Raw genomic sequence first — 22,423 nt, forward strand, 5'->3', positions numbered from 1 at the left:
CATAAAGCTCAGCAGAAATGGTAGAAAGGATTTAGAAAAGGGGCATGCTAAGCACTCTAACTGAGTTGACCCAGAACTATCTGAAGGATTTACTGGTATATTTTGTCGATATAGCAAGATATTCTCCTTAGCTTTTCCTCTACCTACAGCCAAGAAAAGCTCTCTTAAGCTTTAATTTTTAACTTGAAAAATATATGTATTTTAAATGCATCTTTTGTAATGAATATTAACATGAAACTTCGCTAGCATTTAATCACTTATTGACAATTTTTGATTTTAATCAAAATCTTTAATGAACTATTACACTTATTAATAAGATAACTAGGGCAAATCTTAATTTACATTCATGCTTTCTAGCGTATAATCATGCTCTGTCGCAGGAGAGAGGTTTTCCACACCCGCCGAAGGCGCAAACTCCCATAAACGCTCAGGCTCATGTACTGCACATCGCAATTATCCGCCAACTGGAGAGTGGTTAGATGACTAACCCACCGAAGGAGCAAGTAGCCTTAGCTATCAAAACTCTCAGGTACCAAGAACAGAGGGAGTGGCATCACAATCTAGTAGGTCTTGCCGATGATGTTAAACTATATTTTTGTGATCGCTATTACTGCCGAAGCCATGTCCGGGGCACTAGCCGCTGGTCGTCGCAATATGGACTTATTCGGCGTTGCGCTGATTGCCTTTTTAACTGCACTTGGTGGTGGTACCGTGCGTGATATGCTGCTCGGCAACTACCCCATCACTTGGACCCAACACCCACTCTATATTTATCTCACCATTGGTGCCGGCCTGTTTACCATTGTCATTGCCAAATACATGCGTAAACTCAATCAGATCTTCTTATTAGTGGATGCCATGGGTCTGGTTGCCTTTACCATTATTGGTTGCAATGTCGCGCTGAAACTGAACTATGCCCTACCCGTGGTAATTATGGCAGGGATTACGACGGGGATTTTCGGCGGCATACTCAGAGATATTATGTGTAATCGCACGCCCTTAGTGCTTCGCAAGGAGCTCTATGCGAGCGTGTCCTTTATTGTGGCAAATGTCTATCTGCTACTGATTTACTTTAAGTTTAATGAAAATATCACCTTACTGGTACCTTTTGTACTGGGCCTCAGTATGCGCTTAGCCGCATTGAAATGGCAATGGTCACTGCCCGTTTTCTCCTACGATCCCGAGCGCTGGGATAATTAGCCACCCTGCCCTCACTTCCCCTCATCAATACAAAGCCGTTCAGCGCATGAACGGCTGATTTTTTACTACCCTAGCCCAAGTCCTCTATCCCTTAACATTGTTGTAAAAAACTTACAGAAAATTAACAATTATTGCAAATACATTAAAATCTTTGCCTTTCTTAATAGTAATCATTACCATTTGCATTAGTGTTCTTGACATAAATCAAGGGCCCCACTTTTAAACACTCAATTTTCCTCAGAGGGAAAGGGAAAAATTAATGTCTACAAAGTTTGATTTAAATAAGCCGATCACACAGACGGTGCTATTTTCTGCCATGTCTGCTGCCTTAGGCAGTGGTATTGCACTGGCACAGGAGCAAGGGAATGTGCAACAGCTGCCGTCGCTCAACGTTGAAGCGAGCGCAGCGAGCAACTACCAGGTAACGCGCGCCCAATCACGCAAAATGACGGCGCCATTAGTGGATACGCCGCGTACAGTGAATGTGGTGACAGAAGAGCTGATGAAAGACAGAGCAGCCACTTCATTACAAGACGTATTAAGAACCACGCCGGGTGTGACCCTAGGCTCAGGTGAAGGTGGTACGCCCACAGGTGACCGTCCATTTATTCGTGGTTACGAAGCCAGTACCGATATTTTTATTGATGGTGCACGTGACTATGCACGCGGTTCACACGAAACCTTTAACCTAGAATCGGTAGAAGTAGTAAAGGGCCCAAGTTCAGCCTATACAGGCCGTGGTGGTACCGGTGGTAGCATTAACCTCGTGACCAAGAAGCCTCACTTAAACAATGCGATCGAAGGCGGTGTCACCTATGGTAACCGTGGTCAGCATCGTTTAACCTTTGATGGGAATGCAGTCTTAACCGATAGCATCGCCTTCCGCTTAAATGCCATGCGTATGGGTGGTCAGGTGCCCGGTCGTGGTCCGGTCAAGTATGACCGCTGGGGTATTGCTCCGTCTATCGCCTTTGGTTTAGGCACACCAACACGCGCTATCTTAAGCTACTCACATATTGAAAATAACGACACGCCAGACTTTGGTATACCGTATCAAAATTTTCGCCAGCCTGATATGAGCGAGCCATTAAAACCTAACCGTAGTAATTACTACGGCCGTTATGGTGCGGACTTTAGAAAAAATATCTTTGATACGGCAACGATTGAATTAGAGCATGATATTAACGATAGCTTCACCGTACGTAACTTAACGCGCTATGGCCGTAGCTTAAATAAATACCTCTATACTCGCCCAAGCTTTGATAACTGCGGTTCGATGCGTCGTGGTAAATTAGCCCCAGGTCCAAAAGCCCATTTAGCAAGTTGTCGCTCGCTTGATGATAACCTCATGTTCCGACGCGATGATCGTGCTCGTTGGCGCTTAGCGGAGTCACTCATCAACCAAACTGATATTTACGGTGAGTTCAAAACAGGCTCTGTGGAGCACAGCATCAGTGCGGGCTTCGAATTTGCTAAAGAGGATATTTATAACCGTGATACGAGCAAGGTAAAGATCGGCAGAAGTCATGATAACTTCTGGCAGCCTAACCCACACCAAGACTGGGGGCACGTCAACAAAAGCTTTGGTGATAAAAGCAAAGCAGGTGATATCAAGACTAAATCAGTCTATTTATTTGATACCATCAAGTTCAACCCGAACTGGTTAGTGAACGCAGGTGTTCGCTTCGATAATTTCAGAGTCTATGATGCGATCAACAATCAGCGTGCCGATCACAATATCGTGAGCTGGCAAGCTGCCTTAATTTATAAACCTGTGGAGTACGGCTCCATCTACTTCTCGTATGCCAGCTCTGCTAACCCGCCGGGTGAAAACTTAGGTCAGGCAGGTGGTGCAGACGGGCCAGCAGGTGCGGCTAAAATCTATGACGATCTAAAGCCTGAGCGCGCCCACAGCTATGAGTTAGGTACCAAGTGGGATCTGCTTAATGAGCGCTTAAGCGTTGCCGCAGCCATCTTTGAGACCCGCAAAAATAATGCCCGTTCATCTGACCTTGATGGTTCGGTACAAAATATCGGTAAGAACCGCGTACGCGGTGTGGAGCTATCGTTTAATGGCTCAATCACCGATAAGTGGAATATTGCGGCCGGTTGGACTTATTTAGATCCTAAGATCCTGGAATACCGTAACGGGAAAAACGTCTTTGATGGCAATCAAACGAAGTTTATCGCCAAACATAGCGCTAATGTATGGACGAGCTATCAGGTACACCCTGCGGTGACCGTCGGTACAGGTATCACCTATGTTGGTAAGCGCTTTGTCGATGACGCCAACACCAAAAAGCTTCCATCGCATCTGGTATGGGATGCCATGGTACGCTGGGATGTGAACAAACATGTTGAGCTACAAGCCAATGTGAACAACATCACTGATACACGTGTCTATGATGCTTCACACGTGGGTATTTTTGCTAACGTCGGCCCTGGCCGTTCCTACACCTTAAATGCTAGATTTAAATATTAATCCTTTTTAGTATTTAAGCTACCACCCACTTTATTTATACTAGAGTGGGTGGTTTTTTTATAGAGTTATACCAATGATTATCGTAATTGAAAATCTACTATCAACCGATGAGCTGAGTATCATTCGACAGCGTTTAGAAAAGGCTAACTGGGAGGATGGTAAAAAAACAGCAGGTTTCCTAGCACAGGATGTTAAGCACAATCTACAACTCAACCCCCAAAGTGAATTAGCCTTAGAACTGGGTGATTTTTTAAGACAAGTCTTGCGTGCCAATCCTAGCTATATTGCCGCTGCCCTCCCCGCTAAAATTCTGCCACCACGCTTTAATCGCTATGAACATAGTGGCACCTACGGCAACCACATTGATAACTCCATTTTCAATCTACCCGAAGGCCAGCAAATGATGCGCAGCGATGTGTCTAGCACCATTTTTTTCAGTGAGCCAGATGAGTATGAGGGTGGTGAGCTGATCATAGAGGATAGCTACGGCAGCCATTCCGTCAAATTAAAAGCAGGTGATATGGTAGTGTATCCTGGCGACAGTTTACACCGCGTGGAACCGGTCACCTCTGGAGTGCGCTTTGCCTCATTTTTCTGGGCCCAAAGCATGATTCGCCAAGCCCATCGTCGACGTTTACTGTGGCAATTGGATCAGAGTATTCAGCGACTATCCATGAGCCAAGATGGTAGAGCAGAAGCCATTGCACTCAGTGGCGTTTATCATAATCTGATTCGCGAATGGGCCGAGGTATAGCATGGCCTTAGCCCCCTTAAGCCAAATCCCAGCTGATGTCGTCGCAGTGGACGACTATATTGAGCTGGCCAAAGCACGCATGTCACCACAAGCGTGGGCCTATTTTTCAGGCGGTGTAGCGGATGAGCGTTTATTAGTGGATAATATCCACGCTTGGCATCAATACAGCGTCATGCCCCGTGTATTAAGCGATTTTGATGGAGCCACCACCGCTTTTTCTTTACTTAATAAAACGCATCCCTTTCCGATTTTCTGTGCCCCCATCGCCTTTCAACGAATGGCCCATCCCGCTGGTGAACTCGCCTCTGCCCTTGCCGCAGCGGCAATGGAGACACCTTATATTATCAGCATGCAGAGCTCGACCCCACTAGAGCCACTATGTGAGCAGGCGCCGGGTACCAAGTGGTTGCAATGGTATTGGCAAACTGATGAAATCGCCTCCCAAAAACTCTTGAGTAAAGCGCAATCACTCGGCATTGAGGCCATTGTGTTAACCGTAGATGCTCCCGTAAATGGCCTTAGAAATCGTGAACAACGGGCTGGTTTTGTTTTACCAGCTGACATTCAAGCAGTGCTACTGGAAGACTTTGATATACCGCCGCTGCCGCAAGGCGCGCCCGGAGAAAGCCCCATCTTTGGTAGCGGTTTTTTAGCCAATGCCCCTAATTGGGACAAGGTCCAGCAGTTTATAGAAAACTGTCCCTTACCCGTGATGCTTAAGGGCATATTACATCCCCTAGATGCGCAAAAAGCCCTTGAAGTCGGTGCGGACGGCATAATTGTGTCCAATCATGGCGCCAGAGTCTTGGATATCTTGCCCCCAACCGCAAGGGTCTTAAAAAGCATCTGTGATCTTATTGACGGGCGCATACCCGTGTTGGTGGATGGCGGCATTCGACGCGGTAGCGACGTATTTATTGCACTGGCTTTAGGTGCTACCGCCGTGATGATCGGCCGTCCCTATCTATATGCCCTCGCCGCAGCTGGTGCTCCCGGTGTGGCGCATGTATTGCATATACTACGGACGGAATTAGAGGTCTGCATGGCACTCAGCGGTTGTAAAACGCTGGCGCAAATTAAATCCATCGAGCTGCTCAGCCATTAAGCACCAGCTGATTTGGCACTTAGCAATATAAAGCTTATAATGCCTTATATTTCGGCTAATTACATTGATTTATTTTAAATCAAAACTAGTTATAAGGAGATGATGATGCCTTTTCCACCCTGTCCTCAATGTCAGTCTGAGTTAACGTACCATGACGGTATGCAGCTCGTGTGCCCTGAATGTGCTCACGAATGGTTAGCGTCCGAGCCGGAAGTTGAAGAGGACGATGGTTTGCAGGTCTTTGATGCACACGGCACGCGACTACAAGACGGTGATGATGTGGTGTTAATTAAGGATTTACGCGTCAAAGGCAGCTCCACCGTGATTAAGCAAGGCACGCGAGTAAAATCCATTCGCTTACAAGCAGGTGACCACAACTTCTCTGGCCGCGTCGATGGCCAATCCATGGATTTAAAATCTGAGTTTTTCAAGAAAACTTAAGATTAACAGCCTAAACACATTCAAAGGACCGCTTCTCCCATGAGACCGGTCCTTTTGCTTTTTAATTCAGAAAAACAATAACTAAACAAGGATTAATTATTATTAAAACTTAGTAACACTTGACTTACATCAAACCTCGAACAATAATGATAACGATTCTTATTATGATTAATATTAAGCATGAGGTTTTTGATGCGTTTAAAATTACCGGTACTTATTATTACAGGTGCCATTACTCTTCCCGTCTACTCACAAGACACCACAACTAGCTCAACGCCTGTCATTGAATTGCATGGCATTAATCTACGCGCCACTTCTTACTATACTAATAGTGAAGTTCACGAAGACGATCTTCAGTTAAAAAATGCAGGCGATCCACAGCGTGTCTTGCGTGGGATACCAGGGGTCTTCACCAACCAATTAAGTAATCAACCTGGGATAGAGATTAGTATTCGTGGTTTAAGTGGTTATGGTCGTATTAACACCATGCTTGATGGCGTTCCGCAAACCTTTAAAAACATTGCAAGTCATACCTCATCTGGGAATAGCTTAATCTATGTACATCCTGAACTGCTAGGTGGGATTAATGTGACTCGTGGTGTTGTTAAGGGTGCTCATGGCACTGGCGCACTAGCAGGTGCCGCTAACTTAACAACAATCACTGAGGATGACGTATTGGCTTTTGGTAATACCGGTGGCCTCACTCGAATCCGTTTGGGTAATAATGGCATGCATGCCTCAGGTCTAGCTGCAGTAGGTCATCGTTTTACTGAGGTAGGTGGAGAGGATGGTACGCTCAGTATCATCGCAGCAGGTGCTTACAAAAATGAAGGTAACTATAAAACGGGTAATGGCACTAAATTAGACTCCGCCAATTCCTCAGCTAGCTCACCTAAAGGTGGTTTAGTTAAAATGCGCTTCAAACCTAATGAAAGACACCAGCTTGACTTAGGTACTGTTTGGTATAGAAATACATTTAGCAACTCTAACTACGAATGGGACGTAGATAATACCACTGTCACTGCGGATTATGCCTACACTCCTAATAATCCACTAATCTCACTACAAGCACATGCCTACTACAATGAAACCGTGCTGGATTATGCCGATCACATTGGCGGCACCTATGCCGGTAGACGTATTGATAATGAAACTTGGGGTATCAATGTCACCAATGACTCCCTCTTATCAGTGCTTGACCAATACGACTTATTACTTAGCTATGGACTAGCATGGGATCATAATAGCTTTATTCCTAAGAAAAACCGTGGCGGCAACCATCCTGGAAAAATCGACAAAGGCAGTGTGTTTACTGATCTACAATGGAAAATTGGCCAAGCCACCTTATTAGCGGGTCTTCGCTATGACCACTATCGTCTCAATGGCTATCGACCTCCGTACAATGCCGGCATCGCTGGTTGTCCAGCTGGCGGTCCCACATGTGGAGATACTTGGGAGCACAACTCAGATGGTAAAGTACTGCCAAGCATTGGCTTCCAGTATGACTTAACAGATAACTGGAGCTTATACGGTATGTACTCTCATACCTACCGTCCTCCAACCACACATGAAGTGTTCTATGCTGGAACACCTTTCGGTGATGGTATAGGTAATGGACAAAGTAATAACTTAGCACTTAAGGGTGAAACCAGTGATGGCTTTGACGTTGCTATTTCTTATCAAAATAACAATGTATTCCTAGACAAAGATAGTCTGCACTTCCGCCTTGGTTATTTTAATAATAGAGTAAAGGATTATATCTTCAATGATTTTGGTCCAGTGGCAGGTCTACCTTATGACACCATTATGTGGGTCAACTCTAAAGAAGATGTTCGCATAAGAGGTGCAGAGATAACCTTAGGCTACGATGCGCGTGTAGCCTATATAAACTTTTCTTACTCTCATAGTAAATTAACTAACCAACCAATTGGTTTTGGTACAGGTATTAATGGTGGTGCTGCGAGCTTAGCGCCTGATACTTATTGGACCATTGACCTAGGCACACGACTACTTAATGAGCGTCTTAACTTAGGTACTCAGATCCGCTATGTGAGCAGCAGTAAAGCAGCCGCTGGACAGTTTACTGATAATTCCTATTGGAGAGATTTACCAGGCTATACACTAGTGGATCTCTATGCCAATTTCAAAGTTAACAAGCATCTCGATATCTTTGCGAATATTGACAACCTCACTGATAGAAACTATGGCTACGCAGGTTCTATGAACTACGACACCTTATCCGGTCGTGGCCGAACCTTCAGCGCTGGTATTCAAGCTCGTTTCTAAGCTCTATTTAATATACAGCCACTTTCAAGCATACGCTAGGAAGTGGCTTTTTCTCTTTATTTATTAATAACTTTATGCAACGCTTTTTTTATCCTTTTTTTAGACTAATGAGATTGTGCACACAAAACAAAGCGGGTGTTTTTGGTATTGCACAATTCATTTTTGTCCTGCTGCTAAGCTTAGCTGGACTAGCCATTTCCATTCGTATGATTCGATGGAGTAACGATTTTTATAATGCGCTTCAGGAAATTAATGGTGAAGAAATTGTTCATCAAATCGGTATTTTCGTCGTTCTTGTGCTATCTAGTGCAGCACTGCATCTCATTGGCAAATACATACAAAATCTATTAGAAATACGCTGGCGGAAACTACTTACAACCTCAATCACTAACCGCTGGCTCAGTGGTCATAAGCATTGGTATCTCAAACTAGACTCAAATTCTGACATTGTAGATAACCCTGAACAACGTATTGCCGAAGACTGTAAGATTTTTATCAATCTGACTGTGACACAAGTACATGCATTAATCATGGCCATCATCTCCGTCATATCGTACTTTTCTGTTTTATGGTCTTTATCTACTTTTGCTCTTTCTTTTAATGTCTTTGGCTATGTGGTAGAAATTCCTCGTTATATGGTGTGGGCTGCACCACTTTATGTTTTGATTTCAAGTGGTGTTACGCATTTTCTCGGCTCCCCGTTAAGAAACTTAACAGTACAGCAACAGCGACGTGAAGGAGACTTTCGCTATGCTCTTACTCATGTACGTGACTCCAGTGAAGCTATCGCACTACAGCGTGGTGAAAAGCAAGAGCAAAAGCATCTGCAAGCATTATTTAAAGCAATCGAAACAAATTGGCGTCAACTCAACGTGCGCAATCTGATTTTAGGTTGTTTTACACGACCCTATTATCAAACCGTACTCAGAATTCCCATGTTCTTAGCTCTACCCGCATTTATTGCTGGAAAAGTAAGCTTAGGCGGTCTCATGCAATTGGCAAGTGCCTTCACCAATGTAGTAACTACCTTGTCTTGGTTTATTTTCTCTTACCAAGATTTGGCCGAATTAGCGGCATCTACTCGCCGTCTTGATCAATTACTCAAAAAACTCAATCATAACACGGTAAATGATTCAGACTATGCACACCAGGAGGATGGGTATTTATCAATTACAAACTTGCAACTATATACTCCAACGAAAGAACCCTTATTATTCGTAAAATCTCTCAACGTCAAACCTGGTGAGCGCATTTGGCTACAAGGAAATTCCGGTATTGGCAAAAGTACCCTATTAAAGTCCATTGCCGGTTTATGGCCTTATACCAAGGGTAATGTGCATTATCCAAGTCACCAGCAAAGTCTTTACCTACCCCAGACCCCCTATATTCCTAAACAAGGAATTCTCGCTGCTTTATGTTATCCCAACGCTAAAGAAAGTCTGAGTCTTGATGAAGCCAAGCAATTGCTAGATGCCGTTGGCCTCCCTCATCTGATCGAAAAACTTTCACTTTCGAAAGAAGAGCAACAAGCAACATTAAATGCCTTATCCGGTGGTGAACGACAACGTCTAGCCCTAGCAAGAGCAGTTTATCTAGCACCTAAATGGCTATTCCTCGACGAGGCAAGCAGCGCCCTAGATGCTGAAAGTGAAGCAAAAATACTGACTATGCTTAGCGAACAGCTCCTAGAGAGTGCCATTATTTTACTCTCGCACCATAAACCACATGGCTTCGACTATGAACGCCATATTTTATTCCGTTCGGACTCCGCATCCTCTACAGAGTCTGTAACAGAAAGCCCAAATTATTGTTAAATTTTAAAAAGGATTATAAATGTCTGAACAATCTGAATTACTAAAACATTTACAGCAATTACTACGTAGCAAACGCAGCGCCTCTTTTGCTACCCTGACCAACCAGGGAGAACCTTTTGTTTCTATGGTTCCTTTTGCAATTGACACACAACACGCACATTTTGTGATCCATATTAGTGAGTTTGCAGCTCATACACGTTATTTATTGCAGCGTCCAACGGCATCATTGATGTTATGCACTAGCGAAGAGGAAGATAAACCAGTCCATGATTTATCGCGAGTTACTTTTCAAGTTAATGCGATCGCCCAAGAACGTGGCACAACAAGTTGGGCGTATTATCGTGATGTGTATTTAAACCGCTTCCCTGATGTCGAGTTCATGACTCATTTTAAAGACTTCAATTTCTTTGCTTTAGAAATCACTCGAATCAGACAAGTGGCTGGTTTTGGAGCAGCAAAGACACTCGATGTTAGCGAAGTACAATCATTGATTAAAACGCTCTAACTACTTTAAACGACAAACGGCCCCGAATCCTTATCAGACTCGGGGCCGTTTTTATACCTACACAGAAAGAGCGCCGTAGCGCCCTATCCTAGTAATTAAAACTTCAAGGAAGCATCAATTACCTGCACACACAGTGCCATTAAGCCGCCTGGTAGAATACCTAACACAATAATTAATAAATTATTAACCGATAAGATACCCTCACGGAAAGTCATTGGCGCACTTAAAGCAGGTGCATCAGCCGCCGGCTCATCAAAGTACATTACCTTTACCACTCGTAAGTAGTAGAAGGCACCGATTAGGGACAGCAACACCGCTAATACTGCTAACCAAATATGACCGGCATTAACCGTTGCCTGCAATACAGCTAATTTAGCGTAGAAGCCAACTAAGGGTGGAATACCGGCAAGTGAGAACATCAGAATCAAGACGCCAAAGGCTAACCACGGACTACGACGGTTAAGCCCCTTGAAGTCAGCAATTTCCTCAGACTCAAAACCCGCACGGCTTAGAATCAGAATAATACCAAAGCTCGCCAATGTCGTGAGCACATAGGTCACCATATAGAATAAGGCCGTACCATAGGCACCACTACTCACCTGACCATTGGCATCCACACCGGAAAGCAAGCCTAAGAGCACAAAGCCGATATGCGAAATGGTTGAGTAACCCAATAGACGCTTAAAGTTCGTTTGCATCAAAGCAGTGATATTACCAATGGCGAGTGATAGTACCGCCATAATGATCAACATCGGCTGCCAACTGATAGCGACATCATTTAGTGTCTCGATCAGTACCCGCAAGGTCATCGCCAAGGCCGCTAATTTAGGAGCCGAACCGATGGTTAGCGCCACTGCTGTCGGTGCCCCTTGATACACATCAGGCACCCACATATGGAACGGTACCGCACCTAATTTAAAGGCAATACCTGACACCACAAAAACCAAACCAAGTAGCAACACAGATAACTGCGCTTCACCACTCTGTAGTACTTGCATAATCGTCGCTAGGTGAATCGCACCGGTCGCACCGTAGATAAGCGAAATACCATACAGCATAATACCTGACGCAAGTGAACCTAGAATAAAGTACTTCATCGCCGCTTCCGCACTACTTAGCGAATCACGACGCAAGGCCACCAAAGCGTAGAGTGATAAGGACATCAACTCTAGACCCAAGTAAATGGTCAGCGTACTGGCTGCTGAGATCATCACGAATTGACCTAATAAACAGAATAAGGCCAAGGCGTAGAACTCACCGCCGGTCACCATGCTGCGGTCAATTAAGTACTGACGGCTGTAAATTAAGGTCACCAGCACCGCAATCGTGGTACCAACTTTTAAGAAATGGCTAAGTGCATCGGCAATATACATTTGGTAGAAGGTAGTGCCTTCAACACCAGAACTCCACTGGAATAGCACGACCACTAAGACCAACAGTAGCGATAGCAAACTGCTGTAGTAGGACAGCACGCTGTCCTTACTGCGAGCAAAGGCATCGATCAACAACACACCCATTGCCAAGAGACATAGAAGAATCTCCGGCAAGGCCATGGCGAAATTAAATTGATTTTCTATCATTGTTCTAACCTACAGTTTGGATTGTGCAATCTGTTCCAGCAAATGCTGAACTGATACATGCATGACATCAGTAAATGGTTTCGGATGAATACCCATATACAACACAAAGATTGCAAACAGACCTAAGACCAAAAATTCACGCTTATCAAGATCAAGCATTTTGGCTACCTCAGGATTTGTCACCGGACCGTAAGCCACGCGTTTAACCATCCAGAGCGAATAAGAGGCACTTAAAATCAATGACGTTGCCGCCAATAAGCCGACCCAGAAGTTGAAGTCAATCGCCGCTAGAATCACGTAGAACTCACCCACGAAACCTGAAGTTGCGGGTAGACCGCTATTGGCCATTGAGAACAGTACAAAGAAGGTCACAAACTTCGGCATCACCTTGACCACACCACCGTAAGCCGCAATTTCTCGGCTGTGTAAACGGTCATAGAGCACACCGATACACATAAACATAGCGCCTGACACAAAACCGTGGGAGATCATTTGCACAATGGCACCCTCAATACCTGCTTCGCTAAAGAGGAAGGTACCTAAGACCACAAAGCCCATATGAGCCACTGAGGAATAAGCCACCAGCTTCTTCATATCATCTTGTACAATCGCCACCAAACCGATGTAGATCAGCGCAATCAGTGCTAACACGATCATTAACCAGCCCATTTCCTGACTGGCGTCCGGGGCAATCGGTAAAGAGAAACGTAGGAAACCGTAGGCACCTAGCTTCAACATAATGGCCGCTAACACAATCGAACCACCGGTCGGCGCTTCAACGTGCGCATCTGGTAACCAGGTATGCACCGGCCACATAGGTACTTTCACTGCAAAGGCGGCAAAGAGCGCAAAGAAGATGAATAACTGCTCATTCATCGTCAATGGCAAGGCATGCCAAGCGGCAATATCGAAGGTACCTGCCTGGAGGTACAGATAGATGAAAGCAACTAAGGTTAATAAGGAACCTAATAAAGTATAGAGGAAGAACTTAAAGGCTGCGTACACACGATTCGGACCACCCCAGACACCGATAATGATATACATCGGAATCAGGGTTGCCTCAAAGAATACGTAGAACAATAAGCCGTCCAAGGCAGCAAAAACACCAACCATCAAGCCCGATAAAATCAGGAATGCTGCCATGTACTGTGCTACTCGGTCAGTAATGACCTTCCACCCAGCAATCACCACCATAATGGTAATAAAGGCGGTTAACAGTACAAACCAAATGGAAATACCGTCTACACCCAGGTGATAATGTGCTGTAAAGGCTGAAATCCAGCGCACATTTTCAACGAACTGCATTTCTGCAGTAGTAGAGTCAAAGCCAAAGATCAGTGGCAAGGTGACTAAGAAGCTGACAATTGCACCAATCAAAGCCATTTGCTTGGTGTACTCTGCTCGCTCGTCACGACCGAATACGAGTACAAAAATACCGGCAATGATCGGTACAAAAATCGATAAGGAAAGCCAAGGAAATGTTGTCATCTTATCGCACCAATACAAAGAAAGAGATTAAAACAATAATACCCACCAACATGGAGAAGGCGTAATGGTATACGTAACCGGACTGGAGCTTGCGGCTAAGCGAGGCAATTAAAGCAACCGCTTTAGTACTGCCATTGATGATAAAGCCATCAATCACACCCTTATCACCACCTTTCCAGAAGCCTTGACCGAGCGCGCGAGCGCCACGAGCAAAGACATTTTCATAGACCCAGTCAACATAGTATTTATTTTCCAAAATACGGTTAATACCGGATAAGGAGTGGTAGATTTTGCCCGGCGTCGCTGGACTGACCACGTAAAGGAATAGGGCCACCACAAAACCGGCCACCACTAACCAGAACGGTAAGGTCATAAAGGCATGTAAGCCGTACTCAAGCCAACCATGGAAAGTCGCAGCAATGTCTGCCATCGCAGGGTGAGCTGCCGCATCCACGTAGATCACGTTCTTGAAGAAATCACCGAACAGCATCGGCTCAATCACCCAAGCACCGATCAACACCGATGGAATCGCTAATACCACTAAAGGTACAGTCACCACCCATGGTGATTCTTTAGGCTTCTCATTTTTCTCAAAACGATGCTCCGCATCCGCCGGCAAGTCCTCATAACGCTCCTTACCGTGGAATACTAAGAAGTACAGTCGGAACGAATACAAGGAAGTAACGAACACGCCAATCAGCACGCAGTAGTAGGCAAAGTTCGCACCCCAGATATTGGCCGCACCGGCTGCTTCGATAATATGCTCTTTGGAGTAGTAGCCTGAGAAGAATGGCGTACCTACCAGGGCTAAGGTACCTAATAAGAAAGTAATCCAAGTAATTGGCATGTACTTACGAATACCGCCCATGTAGCGAATATCTTGATTATGGTGCATACCGATAATCACCGAACCAGCGCCTAAGAATAGCAAGGCTTTAAAGAAAGCGTGCGTCATTAGGTGGAAGACGGCCACACTGTAAGCCGAAGCACCCAGTGCCACCGTCATATAACCTAACTGCGATAAGGTAGAGTAAGCCACCACACGTTTGATATCGTTTTGAATCAAACCGAGTAGACCGAGGAACAAGGCACCGATAGCACCCACCACAATCACTAAGGATAGCGCAGTATTAGATAACTCAAAGATAGGTGAGAAGCGAGCCACCATAAAGATACCCGCTGTCACCATGGTGGCCGCGTGAATCAATGCAGAAATCGGTGTTGGACCCTCCATCGAGTCAGGTAACCATGCATGTAAAGGTACTTGCGCAGACTTACCCATGGCACCGATAAATAAGCAGATAGCAGCAACCGTGACCAAAGACCAATCCGTACCCGGGAAGCTGGTATATGACAAGATGCTAGCACTATCAAACACCTGATCATAATTTAAGCTACCGGTGTAGGCAAAGAGTAAACCAATACCTAAGATGAAACCAAAGTCACCCACACGGTTCACAATAAATGCCTTCATATTAGCGAAAATCGCCGTCGGTCTTTCGTACCAGAAACCGATTAAGAGATAAGACACTAAACCAACTGCCTCCCAACCGAAGAATAGCAACAGCATATTATTTGCCATGACTAGCATCAGCATGGAGAAGGTAAAGAGTGAAATATAGCTAAAGAAGCGCTGGTAGCCAGGATCGTCCACCATATAACCGATGGTATAAATATGCACCATGAGGGAGACCGAGGTAACCACCACCATCATCGTGGCCGTTAGCGAATCCACCAAAAAGCCGATTTCAATCGGAATATGTCCGATCAAGGTCCAAGTGTAGATGGTCCCGTTGAAATAGGCATCGTGCGCAATCACCTGCCATAAGACATAGAGTGATGCCAAAGCGGAAAACGCCACTAAGGCAATGGTAATACCATGCGCACCGGCACGCGTGACTTGACGCCCGAAGAAACCGGTACCAAATAGACCCGCTAGCACGGAACCCAGTAAGGGCGCCAATGCAATGGCGAGTAAGAGGATTGGAGATAATGTTGATGCCATGATTTACCCCCTACCCTTGTAGACGACCAATGTCGTCAACGTTAATTGAATTAATCTTACGGAATAGCATAACAAGAATGGCCAAACCGATTGCCGCTTCAGCCGCCGCAACAGTTAAGACAAAGAAAACAAAGATTTGCCCTGCCGTTTCCGGTAAACCATCAGGTCCCGGATGCCATTGAGAAAAGGCCACGAAGTTCATATTGACCGCTAATAATAGCAACTCAATCGACATCAAAATCCCAATCATGTTACGGCGATTTAAGAAAATCCCGAAAACCCCAATAGCAAACAGCACAGCGCCGAGTATTAAATAATGCGCTAAACTCAAGGTCATTTGCTTTCTCCCTCTTGGACTTCAACTGCAGCCGCCGTGCGAGGCTCAGACTCGGAAGCCATACTCACGATACGTAAACGATCCTTAGGATCGGCTTTTAACTGATCACTCACATTGGTGTATTTGCGATTCTTACGTTCGCGTAAGGTAATACCTACCGCTGACACCATACCCACTAATAATACCAAGGCACCGACCTGAATCGCGTAACTATACTCAGCATACATAGCGATACCGATCTGTACCACGTTGTTGTAGGATTGAGGTAAAGAAACCGCAATTGGTGCGCCTGTACCCAAATAAACCGCCGCTAACACGGAGGCGATTTCCAACACCATCACACCGCCAACCACTAAACCGAGTGGCAGATAGGTACGGAAACCTTGGCGTAGACTCTCGGGCACCACATCAATCATCATCACCACAAAGAGGAACATCACCATCACCGCACCGACATAAATAATAATCAGCAATAAACCGAGGTATTCGGCACCGATTAAAATCCACAGCATCGACGCAGAGAAAAAGGTCAGCATCAGGTGCAAGGCAGCAACCACCGGACTACGTGCTAACACCACACGGGCGGCAGCAACAATGGCAATAAAAGCCAGAATATAAAAAAGAACTGTCGAAAAAACCATGATCTCCACCTATTAGCGATACGGCGCATCTGCTTCGCGACGCTTGGCAATTTCGTCCTCATAACGATCGCCCACCGCAAGCAACATGTCTTTAGTGAAGTACAAATCACCGCGCTTCTCGCCGTGATACTCGTGAATATGCGTCTCAACAATGGAGTCAACCGGGCAACTTTCCTCGCAGAAACCGCAGAAAATGCACTTGGTTAAGTCAATGTCATAACGTGTGGTACGGCGCGTACCGTCTTCACGTTCATGCGACTCAATGGAAATCGCCATGGCTGGACAGACCGCCTCACATAATTTACAGGCAATACAACGTTCTTCCCCGTTTGGGTAACGACGCAAAGCATGTAAACCGCGGAAACGAGGCGACATCGGCGTTTTCTCGTAAGGATACTTAAGGGTGAACTTCGGCTTAAAGAAATAGCTACCAGTCAGCATCATCCCTTTGAGTAACTCGGTCAGCATAAAGCTGTTCATAAAGCGTTTCAACTTGCTCATAATCTCACCCTTAATTCCAAATACTTAATGGTGTTTGCATCCAAATTGCCACCACAAAAAACCAAATTAAGGTTAATGGAATAAATACCTTCCAACCTAAACGCATAATCTGGTCATAGCGGAAGCGTGGGAAGGAGGCACGGAACCACACAAATAGCGACACCACGCAGAAGGTCTTAATACCTAACCACAACCAACCAGGTACCCAGGTAAATGGAACCATATCCAATGGCGCCGACCAACCGCCCAAGAAGAAGATTGAGCATAAGGCCGACAATAAGATCATATTGGCGTACTCGGCTAAGAAGAACATCGCAAAGCCCATACCCGAATATTCCACCATGTGCCCGGCCACAATTTCCGATTCACCCTCTACCACGTCAAATGGGTGACGGTTAGTTTCCGCCACAATCGAGATGATATAAACAATAAATAAAGGGAATAAAGGAATAAAGTTCCATGATAAGAAGGTCACCCCTTTATCAGCAAAAAAACCGCTCGTTTGCTGAAGTACGATACCGTTCATATTCATGGTGCCGGAAACGAGAATGATGGTCACCAACACAAAGGTCAGCGATAACTCATAAGAAATCATTTGTGCCGATGCACGCATCGCACCTAAAAAAGGATACTTAGAGTTAGAGGCCCAACCTGCGAAAATCACACCGTACACACCCAATGCGGTAATCGCCACAATATATAAAATACCGGCGTTAACATTGGCTAAAACAGCTTCTGGACCAAACGGCACCACGGCCCAGGCCGCTAATGCTGGCACTAAGGTCATAATTGGTGCCAAGATGTACATCACCTTGTTGGCTTTGGCCGGGACGATCACTTCCTTGGTCAATAGCTTAAGCACGTCAGCAAAAGGCTGTAATAGACCACCAGGACCTACCCGGTTAGGACCGCGACGCACGTGCATATAACCAATCATGCGACGCTCCCACAGGGTTAAAAACGCCACACAGATAATAATCGGTAGTGCGATCACGAGGATCAGAATAATCGTCCACAGCACCATCCATAGGGTTTCACCAAGTAAATTGCTACCCCATGCATTGAGCGCTGCTACACCATCAGTAAACCATGCCCAAATATTCGTATTCATTAGACCTTCTCCACTGAAAGTTGGACAAATGCACCACCTAAGACAGCGGTTTGCTCAAAGCCCAGCGGCACACTGACCGTATTATCAGCCAATTGCGCTTGCAACTGCACTGGCAACACGACTTCGCCCCTATTGCTCTTAACGCGCACCTGATCACCCTCAACCACGGCTAAATTGGCCATCATGGCAGCGTTTAGACCGGCCACTGGAGCCGCTGTCTGCTTTTGTAAGGCAGGCGCACGACGTACTATCGCATCGCTTCGATAAATCGGAAGATTAGCCACTCGTTCAAAAGCATTAAGCGCTACATTTGGATTATACGGTTCTGCCTTCACCTCGTTATTGAAGCTACCGGTATAGTTCTGAGCTAAAACCGCATCACGTACAGCCTCTGAGCTTTCCGCATCAAAGTCAGCCAGTTTTAGTAAATTACCTAAGACGCGTAATACCTTCCAGGCTGGACGGCTATTACCCAATGATGGCACCACGCCTTTAAAGCTCTGGGCTCGTCCTTCAGCATTAATAAAGGTACCGGAAGTCTCGGTAAAAGGACCAACCGGCAGCATAATTTTGGCCCATTGCTTTGCATCTGACTGGTAAGAAGTCAGGGCAATGGTAGCGGCCTTACTGAAAATCTCACGCGCTCGAATCGGATCCTCAAAATCCAAGCTCTCCGCATGCAACACCACATAGGCGCTTAGCGGATTCTTCATCATCTGCGCGGCATTCATACCGTTTTGCTGCGGCGTCGCCCCGGCAACCGAAGCACCCACGTGGTTAGCACCACGCGTTAAATAGCCTAATGGTGCTGCTAAAGCCTCTGCTAACACATGGCTATGGGCCAAGACATTACTGGCCGATGACTTACTTAAGACACCGTTACCCATAAACACAGCTGGCTTTTTACCCGCTAATAAAATAGCGGCAATCTGATTGATTGGATCCTGCTCGTCAAGCTCTGCACCGCCTTTCAGCTGCGCTACCGCCTTGGCGATATTATCAATCGCAGCGCATAGCTGGCTTGGTGCCACCGTTAAACGCGCCGCCACTGGGAATAATGGATCCTCGCCATTACTATCAAGCAAGACGATACGCGCACCGGCCTTTGCCGCTTGGCGTAAACGCTGTGCAAATAATGGATGATCTTGACGTAAATTACTGTCAACCACCAACACACCGTCTAAGTGATTCAGCTCAGCAATCGGCATACCCAACCATGGGGTACCCTCTAAGGCCTTGTCAATGTTCTCGTCGCCTAAACGTAAGCGGCTATCGATGTTGTTAGAGCCTAGACCACGCACAATGCGGCTTAATAAGGTCATCTCCTCGAGTGTAGAATACTCGGCAGCAAATGCACCGATGCTATCCACGCCCTGTTGCTCATTGACATTTTGTAAAAGCTCAGCGGCTGCTAATAATGCCTCTTCCCAGCTCGCTTCACGCCAAACACCGTCACTACCCTTAAGCATCGGCGTGGTTAAACGATCCTCGGCGTATAGACCCTCATAGGAGAAGCGATCCTTATCGCTAATCCAGCACTCGTTAACCGCTTCATTTTCAAATGGCACCACGCGTAGCACACGGTCATTTTTCACCTGTACCACAAGATTTGCACCCACGCTATCGTGCGGGCTGACCGAGCGACGACGTGCTAATTCCCAGGTACGCGCCTGATAGCGGAAGGGCTTAGAGGTTAAGGCACCGACCGGGCAGAGGTCGATCATATTACCCGATAACTCGGAGCTGACCGCCTTACCTAAGAAGGAAGTAATCTCTGCGTGCTCACCGCGATTTAACATACCTAGTTCCATCACCCCGGCCACCTCTTGGCCAAAGCGAACGCAACGGGTACAGTGAATACAGCGACTCATCTCCTCAGCCGAGATTAGCGGACCCATTGATTTGTGGAACACCACCCGCTTTTCTTCATGGTAGTGACTGGCATCATAACCGTAGCCCACGGCTAAGTCCTGTAACTGACACTCACCGCCCTGGTCACAGATTGGACAATCGAGGGGGTGATTGATTAATAGAAACTCCATCACCGCCTGCTGTGCAGCTAATGCCTTTGGTGATTTCGTATGGACAACCATACCCTGTGTCACCGGTGTGGCACATGCCGGTAATGCCTTTGGCGCTTTCTCGACCTCGACTAAGCACATACGGCAGTTGGCGGCGATAGATAATTTTTTGTGATAACAAAAATGTGGCACATAAAGACCCAGTTCGGTCGCAGCGTGCATAACAAAGCTGCCCTCAGGAACGGATACTTTCTTGCCGTCAATGGTAAGTTCAACCATGGTACAAACCTATTAAATATACGGCGCTACCAAACATTGCTTATTATCAATGTGGTACGCGAACTCATCACGGAAATGTCTCAAGAAACCCTGCACCGGCATTGCTGCCGCATCACCAAGGGCACAAATGGTACGGCCCATGATATTACCGGCAATGCGCTCCAGCTCATCCAGATCCTCAGGACGACCCTCACCATGCTCAATACGGTGCACAATGCGCCATAACCAGCCCGTACCCTCACGACAAGGGGTACATTGGCCGCAGCTCTCATGCTGGTAGAAATATGACAGACGCAATAATGAACGCACCATACAGCGACTATCGTCCATCACCGTTACGGCACCGGAACCCAACATCGAACCGGCCTTGGCGATGCTGTCATAGTCCATGGTACAGTCCATCATGATATCGGCCGGCAACACCGGCGCACTCGAACCACCGGGGATCACGGCCTTGAGCTTAGCGCCGTTACGCATCCCGCCTGCAATCTCTAATAGCTTGCTAAATGGTGTTCCCATCGGAATCTCATACACACCTGGTCGCTCAATATCACCGGTGATAGAAAATAACTTGGTACCGCCATTGTTTGGTTTACCGAGCTCTAAGTACTGCTGGCCGCCCATCGCTAAAGCATAAGGCACACTGGCAAAGGTCTCGGTATTGTTAATCGTGGTTGGCTTACCGTAAACACCATAATTCGCAGGGAATGGCGGCTTAAAGCGTGGCTGACCCTTTTTGCCCTCAAGTGACTCAAGTAAAGCAGTCTCCTCGCCACAAATATAGGCACCGTAACCGTGGTGCGCATGCAGTTGGAAACTAAAATCACTGCCGAGGATATTATCACCTAAGAAACCGTGAGCTCGCGCCTGCTCTAGCGCCTCTTCAAAACGCTCATAGACCTCGAAAATCTCACCGTGAATATAGTTATAGCCAACACTCGCACCCATGGCAAAACCGGCAATAATCATACCCTCAATTACTGCATGGGGGTTAAAGCGCAGAATATCACGATCCTTAAACGTTCCCGGCTCACCCTCGTCCGAGTTACAAACGACGTACTTTTGACCGAGGTAGTTTTTAGGCATAAAGCTCCACTTTAGGCCCGTCGGGAAACCTGCACCGCCGCGACCGCGTAAGGAAGAGAGCTTAAGCTCATTAATCACCGTGTCCTGATCTAACTGACCGGCACAGATTTTGCGCAATACCTCGTAACCGCCACGGGCCATATAGCCCTCAATACCCCAGTTATGACCGTCTAAACCCTTGAGAATCTGTGGGTTAATATGACGATTATGAAATATCATACTGCTGGATAAATCACCGCCCGGATTGGGCTCAAGTCCGCCGCTATACTTTTGGATAATACGTTCTAAACCCATGACGCTTAACCCTCACTTTGAATATCGGCTAACAACTCATCAATACGCTCTTTGCTCATGCGCACGCACATATGATGGTTATTAATTAATAAAACGGGGGCATCACCACAGGCGCCCTGACACTCACTCTCTTGGAGCGTGATTAAGCCGTCAGGCGTCGTTTCACCAATGGCAATACCTAATTTTTCGCTGATGTAATGCGCAGTTTTCTCACCATCTCTTAAGGCGCAAGGTAAGTTGGTACAGACGGTTAGTTTGTACTTACCTACCGGCTTTAATTCATACATATCGTAGAAGGTGGCGACCTCTTGCACCGCAATTGTCGGCATGCCTAAATACTCGGCAACGTCAACGATGACTTCATCGGAGACCCAGCCTTTTTCCTCTTGGGCAATGCGCAAAGCGGCCATAACTGCTGATTGACGTTGATCGGCAGGATACTTTGCCAACTCCTTGTCAATCTTTTTATAAGCCTGTTCAGAAAGCAACATGT

At 46.2% G+C, this 22,423-nt stretch carries 18 protein-coding genes and 2 riboswitches; of the genes, 8 read left to right on the forward strand and 10 right to left on the reverse strand.

The window, feature by feature from the left end; all coding sequences use genetic code 11:
- Positions 1-366: 366 nt before the first annotated feature.
- Positions 367-453, forward strand: a riboswitch (glycine riboswitch).
- A 1-nt stretch (position 454) separates the two neighbouring features.
- A riboswitch (glycine riboswitch) is annotated at positions 455-552 on the forward strand.
- Between the two features lie 27 nt (positions 553-579).
- The 8 genes from HMPREF3144_RS01410 (at position 580) to HMPREF3144_RS01445 (ending at position 10,587) form a co-directional block, all read left to right on the forward strand.
- On the forward strand, positions 580-1,200 hold the full coding sequence (locus HMPREF3144_RS01410; protein WP_018027209.1) for a trimeric intracellular cation channel family protein: 621 nt from the start codon (positions 580-582) through the stop codon (positions 1,198-1,200).
- A gap of 259 nt (positions 1,201-1,459) precedes the next feature.
- The gene (locus tag HMPREF3144_RS01415) at positions 1,460-3,682 is read left to right on the forward strand and encodes a TonB-dependent receptor (protein WP_070475894.1); all 2,223 of its coding nucleotides are present in this window, start codon (positions 1,460-1,462) and stop codon (positions 3,680-3,682) included.
- 73 nt (positions 3,683-3,755) lie between these two features.
- Positions 3,756-4,436: a Fe2+-dependent dioxygenase gene (locus tag HMPREF3144_RS01420; RefSeq protein ID WP_018027211.1), complete on the forward strand. Its 681-nt coding sequence runs from the start codon at positions 3,756-3,758 to the stop codon at positions 4,434-4,436.
- Position 4,437: 1 nt separating this feature from the next.
- Positions 4,438-5,541 (forward strand): alpha-hydroxy acid oxidase, encoded by a 1,104-nt coding sequence (locus HMPREF3144_RS01425; protein ID WP_070475897.1) that lies wholly within the window; start codon positions 4,438-4,440, stop codon positions 5,539-5,541.
- A gap of 102 nt (positions 5,542-5,643) precedes the next feature.
- On the forward strand, positions 5,644-5,982 hold the full coding sequence (locus HMPREF3144_RS01430; RefSeq protein WP_181778368.1) for a zinc ribbon domain-containing protein YjdM: 339 nt from the start codon (positions 5,644-5,646) through the stop codon (positions 5,980-5,982).
- Between the two features lie 192 nt (positions 5,983-6,174).
- Complete coding sequence (locus HMPREF3144_RS01435) at positions 6,175-8,268, forward strand: TonB-dependent receptor domain-containing protein (protein ID WP_018027214.1); 2,094 nt, start codon at positions 6,175-6,177, stop codon at positions 8,266-8,268.
- Between the two features lie 74 nt (positions 8,269-8,342).
- On the forward strand, positions 8,343-10,082 hold the full coding sequence (locus HMPREF3144_RS01440) for an ABC transporter ATP-binding protein/permease (protein ID WP_018027215.1): 1,740 nt from the start codon (positions 8,343-8,345) through the stop codon (positions 10,080-10,082).
- 19 nt (positions 10,083-10,101) lie between these two features.
- On the forward strand, positions 10,102-10,587 hold the full coding sequence (locus HMPREF3144_RS01445; protein ID WP_018027216.1) for a HugZ family pyridoxamine 5'-phosphate oxidase: 486 nt from the start codon (positions 10,102-10,104) through the stop codon (positions 10,585-10,587).
- Between the two features lie 95 nt (positions 10,588-10,682).
- Here HMPREF3144_RS01445 and nuoN read toward each other — a convergent pair whose 3' ends face one another.
- From nuoN to nuoE, 10 genes are read right to left on the reverse strand one after another with little or no spacing between them, the layout of a single operon-like run.
- Positions 10,683-12,167: an NADH-quinone oxidoreductase subunit NuoN gene (gene nuoN, locus HMPREF3144_RS01450; RefSeq protein ID WP_070475900.1), complete on the reverse strand. Its 1,485-nt coding sequence runs from the start codon at positions 12,165-12,167 to the stop codon at positions 10,683-10,685.
- A 9-nt stretch (positions 12,168-12,176) separates the two neighbouring features.
- The gene (locus tag HMPREF3144_RS01455; RefSeq protein ID WP_018027310.1) at positions 12,177-13,655 is read right to left on the reverse strand and encodes an NADH-quinone oxidoreductase subunit M; all 1,479 of its coding nucleotides are present in this window, start codon (positions 13,653-13,655) and stop codon (positions 12,177-12,179) included.
- Between the two features lies 1 nt (position 13,656).
- Positions 13,657-15,660 (reverse strand): NADH-quinone oxidoreductase subunit L, encoded by a 2,004-nt coding sequence (gene nuoL / locus HMPREF3144_RS01460; protein WP_070475903.1) that lies wholly within the window; start codon positions 15,658-15,660, stop codon positions 13,657-13,659.
- A 10-nt stretch (positions 15,661-15,670) separates the two neighbouring features.
- Complete coding sequence (nuoK, locus tag HMPREF3144_RS01465; RefSeq protein ID WP_018027312.1) at positions 15,671-15,997, reverse strand: NADH-quinone oxidoreductase subunit NuoK; 327 nt, start codon at positions 15,995-15,997, stop codon at positions 15,671-15,673.
- Positions 15,994-16,638, reverse strand: a complete 645-nt coding sequence (locus HMPREF3144_RS01470; protein WP_036559609.1) for an NADH-quinone oxidoreductase subunit J — start codon at positions 16,636-16,638, stop codon at positions 15,994-15,996. Before HMPREF3144_RS01470 ends, nuoK begins: the two co-directional genes overlap by 4 nt.
- A gap of 12 nt (positions 16,639-16,650) precedes the next feature.
- Positions 16,651-17,139 (reverse strand): NADH-quinone oxidoreductase subunit NuoI, encoded by a 489-nt coding sequence (nuoI, locus tag HMPREF3144_RS01475; RefSeq protein ID WP_018027314.1) that lies wholly within the window; start codon positions 17,137-17,139, stop codon positions 16,651-16,653.
- 10 nt (positions 17,140-17,149) lie between these two features.
- Positions 17,150-18,250: an NADH-quinone oxidoreductase subunit NuoH gene (gene nuoH, locus HMPREF3144_RS01480; RefSeq protein WP_018027315.1), complete on the reverse strand. Its 1,101-nt coding sequence runs from the start codon at positions 18,248-18,250 to the stop codon at positions 17,150-17,152.
- Positions 18,250-20,550 carry an NADH-quinone oxidoreductase subunit NuoG gene (gene nuoG / locus HMPREF3144_RS01485; RefSeq protein ID WP_036559607.1) on the reverse strand — a complete coding sequence of 767 codons (2,301 nt, stop codon included), beginning with the start codon at positions 20,548-20,550 and terminating at the stop codon, positions 18,250-18,252. Before nuoG ends, nuoH begins: the two co-directional genes overlap by 1 nt.
- Before the next feature lie 12 nt (positions 20,551-20,562).
- Positions 20,563-21,930: an NADH-quinone oxidoreductase subunit NuoF gene (gene nuoF, locus HMPREF3144_RS01490; protein WP_018027317.1), complete on the reverse strand. Its 1,368-nt coding sequence runs from the start codon at positions 21,928-21,930 to the stop codon at positions 20,563-20,565.
- Positions 21,931-21,935: 5 nt separating this feature from the next.
- Positions 21,936-22,421 carry an NADH-quinone oxidoreductase subunit NuoE gene (gene nuoE, locus HMPREF3144_RS01495; protein WP_018027318.1) on the reverse strand — a complete coding sequence of 162 codons (486 nt, stop codon included), beginning with the start codon at positions 22,419-22,421 and terminating at the stop codon, positions 21,936-21,938.
- Positions 22,422-22,423 lie beyond the last annotated feature (2 nt).

It is taken from the genome of Oligella sp. HMSC05A10 (genome assembly GCF_001808335.1).
GTDB classification, from domain to species: domain Bacteria; phylum Pseudomonadota; class Gammaproteobacteria; order Burkholderiales; family Burkholderiaceae_B; genus Oligella; species Oligella urethralis.

Excerpts from the sequence above, each read along its gene's own strand:
- HMPREF3144_RS01410 (WP_018027209.1), top strand. The coding sequence starts at position 580 with ATGTTAAACTATATTTTTGTGATCGCTATTACTGCCGAAGCCATGTCC.
- HMPREF3144_RS01415 (WP_070475894.1), top strand. The coding sequence starts at position 1,460 with ATGTCTACAAAGTTTGATTTAAATAAGCCGATCACACAGACGGTGCTA.
- HMPREF3144_RS01420 (WP_018027211.1), top strand. The coding sequence starts at position 3,756 with ATGATTATCGTAATTGAAAATCTACTATCAACCGATGAGCTGAGTATC.
- HMPREF3144_RS01425 (WP_070475897.1), top strand. The coding sequence starts at position 4,438 with ATGGCCTTAGCCCCCTTAAGCCAAATCCCAGCTGATGTCGTCGCAGTG.
- HMPREF3144_RS01430 (WP_181778368.1), top strand. The coding sequence starts at position 5,644 with ATGATGCCTTTTCCACCCTGTCCTCAATGTCAGTCTGAGTTAACGTAC.
- HMPREF3144_RS01435 (WP_018027214.1), top strand. The coding sequence starts at position 6,175 with ATGCGTTTAAAATTACCGGTACTTATTATTACAGGTGCCATTACTCTT.
- HMPREF3144_RS01440 (WP_018027215.1), top strand. The coding sequence starts at position 8,343 with ATGCAACGCTTTTTTTATCCTTTTTTTAGACTAATGAGATTGTGCACA.
- HMPREF3144_RS01445 (WP_018027216.1), top strand. The coding sequence starts at position 10,102 with ATGTCTGAACAATCTGAATTACTAAAACATTTACAGCAATTACTACGT.
- nuoN (WP_070475900.1), bottom strand. The coding sequence starts at position 12,167 with ATGATAGAAAATCAATTTAATTTCGCCATGGCCTTGCCGGAGATTCTT.
- HMPREF3144_RS01455 (WP_018027310.1), bottom strand. The coding sequence starts at position 13,655 with ATGACAACATTTCCTTGGCTTTCCTTATCGATTTTTGTACCGATCATT.
- nuoL (WP_070475903.1), bottom strand. The coding sequence starts at position 15,660 with ATGGCATCAACATTATCTCCAATCCTCTTACTCGCCATTGCATTGGCG.
- nuoK (WP_018027312.1), bottom strand. The coding sequence starts at position 15,997 with ATGACCTTGAGTTTAGCGCATTATTTAATACTCGGCGCTGTGCTGTTT.
- HMPREF3144_RS01470 (WP_036559609.1), bottom strand. The coding sequence starts at position 16,638 with ATGGTTTTTTCGACAGTTCTTTTTTATATTCTGGCTTTTATTGCCATT.
- nuoI (WP_018027314.1), bottom strand. The coding sequence starts at position 17,139 with ATGAGCAAGTTGAAACGCTTTATGAACAGCTTTATGCTGACCGAGTTA.
- nuoH (WP_018027315.1), bottom strand. The coding sequence starts at position 18,250 with ATGAATACGAATATTTGGGCATGGTTTACTGATGGTGTAGCAGCGCTC.
- nuoG (WP_036559607.1), bottom strand. The coding sequence starts at position 20,550 with ATGGTTGAACTTACCATTGACGGCAAGAAAGTATCCGTTCCTGAGGGC.
- nuoF (WP_018027317.1), bottom strand. The coding sequence starts at position 21,930 with ATGGGTTTAGAACGTATTATCCAAAAGTATAGCGGCGGACTTGAGCCC.
- nuoE (WP_018027318.1), bottom strand. The coding sequence starts at position 22,421 with ATGTTGCTTTCTGAACAGGCTTATAAAAAGATTGACAAGGAGTTGGCA.